Genomic DNA, 12,781 nt, shown 5'->3' on the forward strand with positions numbered 1-12,781 from the left:
TGTTCTTTTAAAAAACCGTATCCGGAATTATCTTTTGAATTGAAGGTTTATGATGTTTTATGCTGTTGGTGTCTGTGAATAAGCTCTTGTCTTTCAACAATTTCAATTTTTCCAGATTGTGCATTTTCAACATCCATTACAATAACATAATCACAATGCGCAACTGTTGCAGGCCGGTGTGCCACAATAATGCGTGTTATATTCATTTCATCTAGTATTGTCGCAATATGGGCTTCTGTTGGTTCATCCAGACTGCTGGTTGCTTCATCTAAAAATAGGATTGCTGGTTGGCGATATAAAGCTCTGGCTAAAATAACCCTTTGTTTTTGTCCTCCTGACAAGGAACTTCCCATATCACCAACAAATGTTTCAAATTTCATGGGCATTGCCATTATATCTTGTAAAATTGCAGCTTTCTGGGCACATTCAATAATTTTTTCCTGATCAGGTTTATCATCAAACCCGCAAATATTATCTGCAATTGAACCAGAAAACAGTCCATCATCCTGTAAAACACCAGCAATTTCTTGTCGGTAGTTGTCTAGAGATTCTTTTAATATATTTCGACCGTTAAAGTAGATATCACCTTCCTCTGGATGGGTTAAACCCATCATTGTTTTTAAAATTGTTGACTTTCCACATCCTGATGCGCCTACAATAGCAATACTTTTACCCTTTGGAATTTTCAGGTTTATATTACGAAATATCCAAGGTTCAGCAGGAGAGTATCTAAAACCCAAATTTTTACACACAAGATGGTTTTGATCATTAATATGAAGTTGTTCCGTCAATCTGTTATTATTCGATATAGATATTACAGCATTTTCTTCACTTTCTGTAGGTGTTAAGACTATATCTGAAATACGATCACTCTGGATAGAAAGCATTTTTAGTTTGAAGGCGGCACCTATAAGATTGCCTATGCGTCCGGTGAATTGGTCTTTGTAAGATAGAAAGGCAACCAGCATTCCAACTGTCATTTTATTATCCATGACGTAATGTGCCCCGATTACCAACATTATTAACCTGTCAATAGCGAAGATGGAATCATTTATACGTCCAAAAATAAGGTCATAACGTTGTGTTTTTAATCCGACATTGATTGCATCAACCAATAAATTTAACCAGCGTGCACGTCTTCGCTCCCGCAATCCAAGTAACTTGATACTTGCCATACCTCTCAAAGTTTCAATAAGATGTGAATCCTTTTTAGCATTATAGACAATACCCTCTTCAGAGGCTTGCTTGTAAGGGCGATAAGCCACAAGACGGCTTATACCGTCAAGGATTACAGCAATTAATGTTACAAGTGCCAGCCATTTACCATAGATGATTAGCATTACAAACATACCAATTGCCATTAAACCATCCATGACTGCTTGTACCATATCAGTTGTAATGGTTTGTTGAATAATACCTAATGAACCGAAACGGGATAATATATCTCCAACATGTCTTTTCAAGAAATAATCCAGCGGTAATTTGGATAAATGTTCAAAAAGGCTGGCATTCCATTGAACAGATACACGGGTGCTGAAAAGCATGACCATCCATGTTCGGGCTGTGGAAATAAGCATTTGCAGCAAAATAAGAATGGCAATTCCAACTGTGATTGTTGTTAGCAAGCCGTTATCCAAAGTCACAATGACTTCATCAATAATGACTTGCGAGGCCATAGGCATGACAATTGAAATAGCTTCCAACCCAAGGGATGTTAATAAAAGATAAAACAGGGTTGTTTTAAGACCGTCTGTTTTTCTGAAAAGATCACGTAAATGAAGATTGTTGCGCTCATCTTTTCGGGTAAAATTTTGGTCGGGAGCAATCTCAAGCGCCACTCCTGTAAATTCATTATTGATTTCACCCCAAAGTACCTTACGTTTTCCACGGGCGGGATCATTAATCATAATTCCATTGGTTTTTACATCTGTTAACACGACAAAATGGTTTAAACTCCAATGAAGAATGCAAGGTAAGCGTAATTTGTTTAGTTCTTCCATTTCCAAACGCAAAGGACGTGTTGTCAAGTTATTCCGTTGCGCAATATTAATAATATTCTGTAGGGTAATTCCTTTGATAGAAATAGATTCTCTTTGTCTAAATGTTGTTAGATCAATATAATTTCCATAATAACTCATAATCATGGCAAGGCATGCTAGGCCACATTCGGAAGCTTCCACTTGCAAAATTACGGGAACAGTTTGGCGAAAAGCAAAATTTAGTCTTTTCAAGGTATTAATCATGAGTTCGGTTTCGTTAATCTTGTTTTAATAGTATCGTTAACCTCAATAATGGGTTGGAACATCCATTGATAAAGGCGACGATAATCAACGGCAATATCAGCTTCAACTTGCATTCCGGGCTGCAAAAAATATTTTTTATTGGGATAAGCTGCAATGAAGTTTTTTTCAGGTTTTACTCGAATTCTATAAAAGTTACGATCAATCTTACTGTTTGGACCAATTATTTCATTTTTTAAATTGGGATTGCTGTCTTTACCCATTATATCCGATGTAACTGGTGTATAAGTAATTTCGGTAACAGTCCCGTTGTATAGACCAAATTTTTGATATGGAAATGCTGCATAACGTAAGATAACATTGCTATTTTTCTTTAAAAGTCCCACGGCTGAACTAGGAACATAAAGTTCGGCTTCGATTGCTTGACCTTCTGGAACTATACTAGTTAAGGCGGAATCTTGTGAAACTTGCTGACCGATATATCCTCGAAGCGCTGTTATGGTTCCATTTATGGGGGCTGTAACGAAAATAGTTTGATTACGTTCTCCCAGTATGATTTTCTGATCAATATCATTTATGTTTTTTTTAATTTCATTGAGATCATGTTGGTAATTGGTATCGTACAGTTGATATTTTGATGCATTTTCTAATATTTGGCCTTCAATCGATGTTTGATTTTGTAAGAACTGTGCATGAGTACCTAGAATTTGGGCATATGTATATAATTGATTCTGATATTCCTGATTTGTTGCCAGAGATATTTTCTTGGCTTTTTCAATCATCAGTAACGATTGTTGAACCAAGGGGATTATTTGATTGTCATTTTCGATTTGCTGGGTAACTTTGTCATGCTGTTTGTAAAGATTAGAGAGTGTTTCTTTAATATTGTTTTTTTCAATGGGAGCGGCCTTTTCTTTGAGTGCAAGCTGTTTTTCAAGAATATTTTTTTGTTTTTTCAACAAGTTATTAGTTAATTGTTGTGTGGGTCCATTGATAGAGGTGTTTTCGAGACTTATCGTGAATAATTTATCGCCTTTATGAACAAATTGGCCCTCTATAACGTTTTTTTCAATAACAATGCCATTTGTTCTTGATCCTATAGTGATTAACCCTTCTGTAGGCATAATGCTGCCGGAAGCATGTATACGACGCGTATAACCACCAAAAATAGTGTATAATATGATAATAATGACACAAATGAATGAGATAATCGCGATGATTTTTATGGGAATAGGTTGTACATCCTGTACGCGACCTAACCATGTATCTCGTTTTGCTTCTAAAACTTCATGCCTGAAAAGAGAATTCATGGATAATAATCTTGATAGATTAAATAAATTTTGTAAGAATATTGAGAAACATTACTTCAATCATAAATGTTTATGATTGAAGTATTATATATTCTCTAAAGATTTTTTATATTTATATTAATTTGGGTGAATCAATTTACACGATAAAAACAACTTATTTTAAATAATATAATGAATAGTTGCAGGAAAATTTCATTATGTATCTTGAAACTAATGGAAGAGATTAGCAATTCCCTGCGATATTCCATTAATAATTCCAACTGTACCTAATCCTATCCCAGAAATTGCATTGTTAACATTGCTACTTATATCGGCGGCATTTTTTGATTTGGCTGCGTCAACAATAGATCCAATACCACTTCCAAGTTTACTTCCGGCATTTGCTTCATTGTTGGTTTTAATTCCTGTTAAGCTACCATAAAGATTATCGACAATTCCTCCAATTGAAGCGCCTATGAAAGAGCCTATTAAAGCGGAAGAAACGGGAAGTGTAATATTGCCCCCGATAATATCATCCAAAAAAGATCCACCTGATACGCTATTGATTTCATGTGATGTAATTTCTCGCATTTTAATATTCCTGAATAGAAGGGGTTATAATTTATTTCAATAACCTATCATCAAATTATTAACATATCAAATCAAATATACAATTGTATTTTATTAATAATACTTAATCTTTGAAAAAGTTAAACTATAATTGCATTCTTATTAGAAGTTTGTTAATTTTTATTAAAATGGATTTCCCGTGACTTTTTGAGGAGTTCCTGTTTAACTTGTTTAAGTTTTTCTCTGAATTCTTGATTTGCATGTAAACGGGCGACGACTTCAGCTCCGATCAATCGGCCTGCGTCTACATCGCTTTGCCAGTGCGCACCACAAATAACGCGACTTTGTCCGAATTCATAACCTTCTTTCAATATCTGGTCTTGTTTATCTGGAAAAATTTCGGATAGAAATAAGGCGGCGGACCATCCAAAAGCTGCGTGACCTGAGGGGTATGAACCATCTTTGCTAAGTAGCTTCTCATCCTCTGGAGTGCAGCTGTGCGTATGATAATACATAAAGGGACGAATTCTTTGATAGTGTTTTTTCGCTTTATCAGTTCCAAAATTACCGCTCATGATTAACAGATCTTCTAAAAAATCTTGAGTGATAGGGGTATTTTTCTTGGATATTTCAATACCGATGGTTTTAGAAAAGTTCTTTCCGATTGTTCCGTTAAAAATAGCGGCTTCTTCAATGGCTTGGTTCCATCGAGATGTGTTTATAAGTTTGCGTGTATTGAGATATATTTCTTTATCAATTGTGAATAGTTGACTATTTCTATCTGGTGGAGGCGGTAAAAGTTTCAAACTATTTGCGAATTGATCAGTATGCAAGGGTAATTTTTTTGATTTAGTAAATAGTCTTTTAATTTCATCTTTTTGTAAATTGCTGGATTGTCCAGTTAAGGGGGATATTAGGATATTTATTAATAATGTAAGAATAATTCTTTTTTTATAATTCATTGGTCTCTATTTATTTGTTATAAAAAAATTAAAGGTAATAGATTAAGTAAATTTATCACATGTTTTATGTTTTTATTATATTTATTATTCATGATAGTTTTGATGAATATGTATGGTATTTAAAATTATGGATTGCTTTGTTATAAAAATTAAATATTATTAATATTTTTGTTTTGAAATGATTATAAGGGAAACGTTTTTTTAAAATAAATATTCGTAGAGTTGAATATCGTTACTTATTTTTATAAATAATATATTTTTATTTTAGTCAGTATATTTTTTAAGGAATAGTTAATATAAAAAATTTTCAAAGCTCACCATAATCAATTAGTTTATGATGTTTAATTTAAATTAATAAATTTAAGACTTTAAATACATTTTACGTAAAAAATTTTAAACAGTTTTTATCGCTTGCTTATGTAATAAAAACAGTATGGATAATGATATATGAAAAAAATAGATCTTATTAATATTGGTCTTTTAATGTACCCTAATGTTCAACAAGGAGCCATTTTCGGTTTAATTGATTTTTTTTCTGTAGCAAATCAGTTGGTCAAGGAGAAATGGAATACTAATCTTCCCATACCTCAAATTAAAATTGTAAAAATTGATAAGCCAACAGTGAATTTTGACCTGCCTTCATTTATTGTTAAAAAAAATGACTTGAATTTTTCTGTTATTATTGTCCCTCCTTGTACAGATGAATTTCCATCTGGAAGTAAATATAATACGCATATTAATTTTTTAAAACATTCCTTGAAACAACCTTGTACAATTGCCTCTATTGGCAATGGCATTTTTTTATTGGCAGAGACTGGACTATTGGATGGTTATACAGTAACGACTCATTGGCAGTTAAAACATCGATTTAAAAACCAGTTTCCAAATATCTATACTGATTTTGATTCTATGGTCATTGAGGAAAGAAATATTATTACGACGGCAGGTTCATTATCTTGGATAGATCTTGGGTTGGAATTGGTGAAAAAATTTTTCGGTTCCATAGTTATGGCTGAAGTTGCACGATTTTTTTTGGTCCAACCGGCAAGACGTGCACAAAGTTATTTTAATATTTTTTCACCTAATTTAACGCATGGAGATATTCCAATAATTAAGGGACAAAAATGGATATCTAATCAAAAGAATATGAATATTACATTGAAACAGTTATCGAAAGTAACAGGATTGGAAATACGGACATTGCAGAGGCGTTTTATTAAAGCTACGGGAATGACTGTTACAGAATATATTCAACATCATCGAATTTGCCGTGCTCAATTTTTATTACAATTTTCAAAAAAATTGATTGATGAGATAGGAATTGAATGTGGCTATAAAGATTTAAATGCGTTTCGGAAGATATTTACAAAAATAGTAGGATTATCTCCCAGTCTTTATCGTCGGAATTTTACCATTTAAAAATTTTTAATATTATGTTGAAAGTAAAATTGTTTTAAGTACAACAACAATTAATTTTATTAAATATAAATAAAAGTCAAGTAGATGTATAACAATAGGTAACATTTTAATGAGGTGATGAAATAATCATTGAAATAACTTAAAAAAAATTATAAATATATTTTATTAGAAAATTAATAAGCACATTCTTTTTTTAGTTAATATATTTTTACAATAATTTTTAATAATACTTTTAATTACTGGTTTTCCCTTAATTATGTGAACTCATAATTAAGGGAATATAAAAAAGAATTAATAATATTAAATTAATATTAATTTAATGGTTAATTTGGAAAAACTATTTCATAATTTTGTAATATTGTAATTCTATTACATGATTTAGTATTATTAATCATTATTTTAAAATAATGATTTTTTTATTCTATAAAAATTTAATTGATATTATTAGATAATATTTTAAACAAATAATTATGGAAAATCCTCGAGCTAGAAAAATTAAATTTTTAAAAAAACATAAGTTACCATTAGAAATAATGATTTTAATAATGAACAAAGCTTTGGAGGAAAAAAAATATGAAACAGCTTTGGAAATTGCCTATAAGACAGCACCGTATTGTCATCCAAAATTGAATGATGCAAAAGTAGAAATGACACAAATCAAAACATTAGAAGATATGTCTGAAGAGGAACTAAAAAAATTTATTGGCAAGGTTGCGTTAAAATAGTTTTATTATAAAATTATTAAAATTAATAAATGATGCAACCTTGATGAAGCAATTCTATCAAGGTTGCATAAAGGCTTTTATCTGCCAAAATGATCAACAAAACTATATTTCTCAGCAAAATAGTTGTGAATATTTTTTCCGATTGTGGCCCAATTATCACCTTTTTCTAGTCCGGTTTTAATGATATTGAGTTTTGCCAAGCCATCAGCTTTATCATTATGAGGAGGGTTAATAACTCTATCATGGTGATTATTATGCTGTTGATTATTGTTATGATGTTGATGGTTATTATTGTGACCATGACCGCCAGCAACTTTTGACAATTCGTTTGTTTGTAAAATTTTCATTTGTCTATACCTTTATAAAAAATTAATAACTTCAAAACCTTAAGGTATTTTTTAATATAATACTTTTTTCTTGATGAATCAAATTTCGGTTAGATAATAATTACGATTATATGATAAAATTTTTGTTAGGTGTAAAAATATAATTTATGATTTTGCTACAAAAAGCAAAAAAATTAGTCATTGAAGAACTAAAAAAACGTCATGATGCGCGTCATTATCTTTCGGCATTTACAATTTATACAAAACCGGATTATCGTGTCGGTCTTCATCTGAATTTATTATGTAAAAAACTTGAAGCAGTTGAACGTGGTGAAGTTAAAAGACTGATGGTTTTTATGCCACCGCGCCATGGAAAAAGTGAATTAATTTCAAAACGTTTTCCTGCCTGGTTTTTAGGACGCAATCCTACAAAACAAGTCATTACAGCCAGCTATTCAGCTAAACTAGCAGATAAATTTGGTCGTGATGTTCGTAATTTAGTGACATCAAAATATTATCGAAATATTTTTTCTGATGTTGCTCTTTCAATTGATAGCAAAGCAAAGGATTTATGGGAAACCAATCATGGGGGTGTGTTTTTAACAGCCGGTATTGGTGGAAGCATGACAGGTTATGGAGGACATCTTGCTATTATTGATGATCCTGTAAAAGATAGACATGAAGCTGAAAGTCAAATAATGCGTGATAATGTCTGGGATTGGTATAAGTCTGTATTGAGAACACGAATTATGCCCGGTGGGGCCATTATTATTGTTCAGACTCGTTGGCATGTTGATGATTTGGCGGGAAGGTTATTATCACAGATGAAAAATGATGCAGGTGAAAAATGGGAGGTTATTAATTTACCAGCTATTGCAAATGAAAATGATGTTTTAGGACGGAAAAAAGGTGAGCCTTTATGGCCTGAAGCGTATGATAGAAATGAGCTTGAACAGATTCGAAAGGCTGTGGGTGAACGAGACTGGTTTGCTTTGTATCAAGGTGAACCAACGCTATCAACTGGATCAATTTTCAAAGTCAATATGCTAAATATTATTGATGCAGCACCAAAACCAGTCCAGGTTGTCAGACGTTGGGATTTTGCTGCTTCCAGAGATATTGGTAAATATGATCCTGATTGGACCGTGGGGGTAAAGATGCAACGGAATGTAGATAGTGGATATACAGTGCTTGATGTTGTGCGACTTCGTGGTTTGCCAGATGAAGTTATTAAGACTGTCAAGGCTGTCGCCAGTCAGGATGGTTTTGATGTTAAAATTGTAATTCCACAGGATCCTGGACAGGCGGGTGTGGCTCAGGTGCAATATTACCTCAAAATGCTTGCCGGGTATAAAATAAAAGCAATACGGGAAACGGGGAATAAAATTGCCAGAGCTGACCCATTTGCATCACAGGTTAACATAGGAAATGTATCTTTATTGAGAGCTAATTGGAACAGATCATATTTAGATGAACTTTCTGACTTTCCTAATGGTTCACATGATGATCAGATTGATGCTTCTTCTGGCGCTTTTGAGGCTATTTCATTACAAAGAAAATTACCGAAAATGCCAAATTGGCAAGGAATTATGAATATTTAATTAAATTTCGTATTGATAATTAAATAAAACAGCGGAATAGCCCATAAAGCTATTCCGCTTTAACTAAAATATTTAAATGATTTAAATAACTATGATTAATAAAATTATAAAATAATCTTAATTGAAATAGTCAATGATTTTAATAAGATATAATTAAACATTACTGATTGCAATTATTTTAAGACCTTAAAAAATCACAATTTTGTTATAAACAGTAATATAATGTTAAATTTTTAAAACCAATTTAGCGTAGTCACATTTTAAATAAATTAGATTTAAATTTTTAAAAACAACAAAACCGATAGTTGAACAGCGTATTAAACTTTCAATCGAGATATTTAATAATGAAAGATAAATTCGGTTATGGTGAAAAAAACCAAATTAAGGAATATTAATATTCCTAGACAAAATCCAGAATTTTTTGGAAACAAACAGGATATATACATACCATATCAAGCTCCAGAGGGAGTGGTTGGCGATTCTTATAATTCTGTAACTGTTAGCGACAGCTTGTTTTTTAATCAATTTCATAATTTCAATGTTGGAAATTGTCCGACGACGACATTATTTGAAGAGGGAATTGGATTTCCCGGATATCCATATCTGGCACAATTATCCTTACGTGGTGAATATAGAATAATTATTGAAACGAGAGCAGAAGAGGCTACAAGAGAATGGATAGGGTTTAAACATATCAAAAAGGAAGGGTATGATTCATCCATTATAAATAAAATAAAAGCGGAATTTAAGCGTTTAAATATTCAAGATTTAATTAAAAAATCATTATGTACGGAAGGTTATTTTGGGCTGGTACATCTTTATATTGATTTAGAAACGGCTAATCATGATGATGAGGAAAAACAGGTTCCTTTATACTTAACTTCAAAAAAAATTAGAAAAGGTGAGCTGCGTGGGTTCAAGCTTATTGACCCGACTTGGGTAACCCCTGTTTCATATGATACAACAGATCCTTTTACAGAAGATTTTTATAAGCCTTCGATGTGGTGGGTATTGGGAAAACAAATTCATGCCAGCAGGTTGATTACAATCATTTCTCAACCAGTTCCTGATATTTTGAAACCAGCTTATAATTTTGGTGGGGTTCCATTTGCTTTTATGGCCAAACCTTATGTTGATAACTGGTTAAGGACGCGACAATCAGTATCGGATTTAATCAAGTCTTTTTCAACTATGGTTTTGAAAACGGATTTATCTCAGTTATTAAGTCCTGGTTGCGAAGAATTGACGCAAAGAGCTGCCTTAATGGCGGCTTACCGTGACAATCGTGGTTTGCAGATTGTAGATAAAGAAACAGAAGAACTTACAAATATTGCTACACCCTTGACTGGATTGGCACAATTACAAGCTCAGGCTCAGGAACATATGGCCGCAATTTCAGGTATTCCTTTGGTAAAATTATTAGGTATTACACCATCAGGTTTGAATGCATCTTCCGATGGAGAAATACGTTGTTTTTATGATAGAATTGCCGCTTTTCAGGAAACGGTTTTACGTCAACCATTGCAGAAAATTCTTGAAATTGTTCAACTGCATTTATTTGGAAAAATAGATCCAGATATCACTTTTGATTTTAATTCCTTGTGGCAATTGGACGAATTGCAGCAATCTCAAGTTAATATGAACATAGCAAAAACGATGTGTGATTATGTTTCCAATAATATTTTAAGCCTTTCTCAAATAAAAGACTTATTAGAAAATGAAGATCAATCCGCTCTGTTTTCTTTTATAAATTTTAAAAAATAGGTTTTATATAAAAAATATTAGGTGCAGTAAAATGTTCATGAATATCAAAAGTTGTATAAATCTACATTTTTTATTTTATAAGTTTTTAACCAAAAAACCCTTTTGATATCAAATATATAGGTAAAATTATGGGTAATTTATGGAACCGAACCTTGACTTTTGATGCAAAAACAATGCGTTTTGAGGACTGGAACGGACATTTACGTGTAAAAAAAACAAATTTAACCAAGGCTAATATATGTGAGTATTATGGATTCGAGATAAAAAATCATATGAAATATGGTTTGGAACCAGAACGTAAATATCGTTTTCTTCGATCACCAGATGCTTTAAAAAAAGCGGTCTTTTCTTTTAAAGAACGTCCCATTCTTTACGTGCATAAAGCCGCAGATGCGGATCAGCTTGATAATTCAAAAGTCATTGGAACGACGGGTTCAGACCCGTCTTTTTCTTATCCTTATATTCAGGCTTCAATTACGATTTGGGACGGGGATTATATACAGGCAATTAAAAACAATACACAGGCTGAATTATCTGCTTCCTACGCTTTTACACCTGTAATGGAGACCGGAATGTTTGAAAATGAGCCTTATGACGGAATGATGACGGATATTAATGTGGATCATATTGCTTTGGTTGAACAAGGTCGTGCAGGACATGATGTTAGAGTTGCAGATGAAAGGTTGAACATACAAATGTCAAAACTTAATAATTTAGGGCAGAAATTAGCTTTAGTCCTTGCTGATTTTTTAAATCAGTCAAAATCTGATAGAGCCAATTATACACAAATTACAGATGCGGTTGCTTCTGTTAGTGGTGCACGTCGCAAATATATTGGAAAGTTATTGAGAGCGGTCCTTTCTGATTGTTCTATGGCAAAAGATTGTAAAGATGGGCAACAGGCAGAAAAAATTGTTGGTCTTGTTCATAAGATATTATCTGAAAATGATCAGAATGCACCGGTAAATGATGATGATTCAATTGATACTATATCGACCTCAGATGATGATATGAATGCATCAGGTGGTTTTGATGTTGAGGATAGCTTAATTAAAAAAACAGGACTTAAACCCCAAGCTTATGATGCAGTTTCCCTAGAACAATCAATAGAACGTCGGATCATGACAAAAGCTAAACAGGCCCAAGAAGCCAGAATTCTGGTAAAACCCCTAGTTGGTGAATGGGCTGGTGCAGAAGATAGCGGGGAGGTAATTCTACGAACGGTGTTGAGTGAAGTTACAGGAAAAAATCCTCCAGAAAACATGGGATACGACCAGTTAAAATATACTGTTGATATGATGCTTGCACATAAACAACAAATCAGGGCCAATGATGCTGGATATATTCGTTCCAAAGAACAGCATCGTTTTGGTGTTACACGATTACGGAGTATTTAATTATGTCTTTTCAAAATAAAGTTAACTTGAACCCTGCCCAAGGTTGGCATGGTGATTTTGCGTCTGTAAATCCACGGGTCAGTTTATTGGGTAAAGATGGGGCCTTTCAGGTTGGAGCAACAGCAATTGAGGCTGGTTCCTTTGTATGGACTGATGAACGGGAAGGATTGATTAGCAATAAAGGAAATGCAAGTCCAATTGGTTTTGTCGGACGCGAATGGGCAGGAATCAATCTTCCAGATGCACGAGAAGGAAATATGGAAATTTCTCCGGGAACAATGGTGACTGTTTTCAGTAAGGGGGAATTTATTATTGAATTATCTGAAATGATGTCCCAGGTTCAACAAGGTGAAATGGTCTATGCGTCAAAGGAAACAGGTAAAATTGTTGTATCAGATGACAAAAATGCTGTCGCAACAAATTATAAATATGCTGAAAATGCAAAGGGCGGGGATATTGTCAAAATCTCTGCATGGATTTAAGAGGAA

11 protein-coding genes are annotated in these 12,781 nt (G+C 33.0%); 6 read left to right on the forward strand and 5 right to left on the reverse strand.

The window, feature by feature from the left end:
- Positions 1 to 47 precede the first annotated feature (47 nt).
- The 4 genes from GM552_RS02010 to GM552_RS02025 all read right to left on the reverse strand — a co-directional run bounded on the left by GM552_RS02010 (position 48) and on the right by GM552_RS02025 (position 5,061).
- Positions 48 to 2,243 carry a peptidase domain-containing ABC transporter gene (locus GM552_RS02010; protein ID WP_155565048.1) on the reverse strand — a complete coding sequence of 732 codons (2,196 nt, stop codon included), beginning with the start codon at positions 2,241 to 2,243 and terminating at the stop codon, positions 48 to 50.
- Positions 2,240 to 3,550 carry an HlyD family efflux transporter periplasmic adaptor subunit gene (locus GM552_RS02015; RefSeq protein ID WP_155565049.1) on the reverse strand — a complete coding sequence of 437 codons (1,311 nt, stop codon included), beginning with the start codon at positions 3,548 to 3,550 and terminating at the stop codon, positions 2,240 to 2,242. The genes GM552_RS02010 and GM552_RS02015 overlap by 4 nt, the downstream gene beginning before the upstream one ends.
- A gap of 210 nt (positions 3,551 to 3,760) precedes the next feature.
- On the reverse strand, positions 3,761 to 4,120 hold the full coding sequence (locus tag GM552_RS02020; protein ID WP_155565050.1) for a hypothetical protein: 360 nt from the start codon (positions 4,118 to 4,120) through the stop codon (positions 3,761 to 3,763).
- A gap of 152 nt (positions 4,121 to 4,272) precedes the next feature.
- Positions 4,273 to 5,061: a phosphatase PAP2 family protein gene (locus GM552_RS02025; protein WP_155565051.1), complete on the reverse strand. Its 789-nt coding sequence runs from the start codon at positions 5,059 to 5,061 to the stop codon at positions 4,273 to 4,275.
- 447 nt (positions 5,062 to 5,508) lie between these two features.
- Between GM552_RS02025 and GM552_RS02030 the strand changes: the two genes are divergently transcribed.
- The gene (locus GM552_RS02030) at positions 5,509 to 6,480 is read left to right on the forward strand and encodes a GlxA family transcriptional regulator (protein WP_155565052.1); all 972 of its coding nucleotides are present in this window, start codon (positions 5,509 to 5,511) and stop codon (positions 6,478 to 6,480) included.
- 470 nt (positions 6,481 to 6,950) lie between these two features.
- Complete coding sequence (locus tag GM552_RS02035) at positions 6,951 to 7,205, forward strand: hypothetical protein (protein WP_196424835.1); 255 nt, start codon at positions 6,951 to 6,953, stop codon at positions 7,203 to 7,205.
- Between the two features lie 77 nt (positions 7,206 to 7,282).
- On the opposite strand, the gene GM552_RS02040 is transcribed toward GM552_RS02035, so the two are convergent.
- Complete coding sequence (locus GM552_RS02040; protein ID WP_155565054.1) at positions 7,283 to 7,552, reverse strand: hypothetical protein; 270 nt, start codon at positions 7,550 to 7,552, stop codon at positions 7,283 to 7,285.
- Positions 7,553 to 7,698: 146 nt separating this feature from the next.
- Here GM552_RS02040 and terL point away from each other — a divergent pair, with 146 nt between their 5' ends.
- From terL to GM552_RS02060, 4 genes are all read left to right on the forward strand, one after another.
- Entirely contained in the window at positions 7,699 to 9,132 is a 1,434-nt protein-coding gene (terL, locus tag GM552_RS02045) for a phage terminase large subunit (RefSeq protein WP_155565055.1), read from the forward strand.
- Positions 9,133 to 9,495: 363 nt separating this feature from the next.
- Positions 9,496 to 10,896, forward strand: coding sequence for a DUF1073 domain-containing protein (locus GM552_RS02050; RefSeq protein WP_155565056.1), 1,401 nt, complete (start codon positions 9,496 to 9,498; stop codon positions 10,894 to 10,896).
- 128 nt (positions 10,897 to 11,024) lie between these two features.
- On the forward strand, positions 11,025 to 12,293 hold the full coding sequence (locus GM552_RS02055; protein ID WP_155565057.1) for a DUF2213 domain-containing protein: 1,269 nt from the start codon (positions 11,025 to 11,027) through the stop codon (positions 12,291 to 12,293).
- Positions 12,294 to 12,295: 2 nt separating this feature from the next.
- Positions 12,296 to 12,775: a hypothetical protein gene (locus GM552_RS02060; protein ID WP_155565058.1), complete on the forward strand. Its 480-nt coding sequence runs from the start codon at positions 12,296 to 12,298 to the stop codon at positions 12,773 to 12,775.
- Positions 12,776 to 12,781 lie beyond the last annotated feature (6 nt).

The organism is Commensalibacter sp. ESL0382, from assembly GCF_009725775.1.
GTDB classification, from domain to species: domain Bacteria; phylum Pseudomonadota; class Alphaproteobacteria; order Acetobacterales; family Acetobacteraceae; genus Commensalibacter; species Commensalibacter melissae.

Bases quoted from the DNA above. Each gene is read 5' to 3' on its own strand.
- GM552_RS02060 (WP_155565058.1), top strand. From the start codon at position 12,296: ATGTCTTTTCAAAATAAAGTTAACTTGAACCCTGCCCAAGGTTGGCAT.
- GM552_RS02030 (WP_155565052.1), top strand. From the start codon at position 5,509: ATGAAAAAAATAGATCTTATTAATATTGGTCTTTTAATGTACCCTAAT.
- GM552_RS02040 (WP_155565054.1), bottom strand. From the start codon at position 7,552: ATGAAAATTTTACAAACAAACGAATTGTCAAAAGTTGCTGGCGGTCAT.
- GM552_RS02015 (WP_155565049.1), bottom strand. From the start codon at position 3,550: ATGAATTCTCTTTTCAGGCATGAAGTTTTAGAAGCAAAACGAGATACA.
- GM552_RS02020 (WP_155565050.1), bottom strand. From the start codon at position 4,120: ATGCGAGAAATTACATCACATGAAATCAATAGCGTATCAGGTGGATCT.
- GM552_RS02055 (WP_155565057.1), top strand. From the start codon at position 11,025: ATGGGTAATTTATGGAACCGAACCTTGACTTTTGATGCAAAAACAATG.
- GM552_RS02035 (WP_196424835.1), top strand. From the start codon at position 6,951: ATGGAAAATCCTCGAGCTAGAAAAATTAAATTTTTAAAAAAACATAAG.
- GM552_RS02025 (WP_155565051.1), bottom strand. From the start codon at position 5,061: ATGAATTATAAAAAAAGAATTATTCTTACATTATTAATAAATATCCTA.
- GM552_RS02050 (WP_155565056.1), top strand. From the start codon at position 9,496: ATGGTGAAAAAAACCAAATTAAGGAATATTAATATTCCTAGACAAAAT.
- terL (WP_155565055.1), top strand. From the start codon at position 7,699: ATGATTTTGCTACAAAAAGCAAAAAAATTAGTCATTGAAGAACTAAAA.
- GM552_RS02010 (WP_155565048.1), bottom strand. From the start codon at position 2,243: ATGATTAATACCTTGAAAAGACTAAATTTTGCTTTTCGCCAAACTGTT.